Source organism: Paracoccus sp. S4493 (assembly GCF_000967735.1).
Taxonomy (GTDB): domain Bacteria; phylum Pseudomonadota; class Alphaproteobacteria; order Rhodobacterales; family Rhodobacteraceae; genus Paracoccus; species Paracoccus marcusii.
On the sequence record NZ_JXYF01000431.1, the window covers coordinates 1 to 422 of the forward strand.

Sequence of the window (422 nt, forward strand, 5' to 3'; positions counted from 1 at the left end):
CAGCGTGCCGGTCTTGTCGAAGACGACATGCGTCACCCGCGCCGCCGCCTCGATCACGGCGCCGCCCTTCATCAGCAGCCCCCGCCGCGCCCCCGCAGACAGCGCCGATGCGATCGACGCCGGGACAGAGATCACCAGCGCGCAGGGGCACCCGATCAGCAGCAGCACCAGACCGCGATAGATCCAGGTGGTCCAATCCTGCCCGAAGGCCAGCGGCGGCACCAGGATCACCAGCGCCGACAGCGCGATGATCGCAGGCATGTAGATCCGAGAGAAGCGGTCGATGAACCGCTCGGTCGGGGCGCGCGCGTCTTCGGCGTCTTCGACGAGGCGGATGATGCGGGCGATGGTATTGTCGCGGGGTTCGCGCGTCACGCGCATCCGCAACGCGGCCTGGGTGTTGATCGCGCCGGCAAAGACCG

The 422-nt window shown here is 69.0% G+C and carries 1 pseudogene; it reads right to left on the minus strand.

From position 1 onward, the window contains the following. Positions 1-422: pseudogene (locus TW83_RS18260) on the minus strand (heavy metal translocating P-type ATPase); the annotation flags it as partial.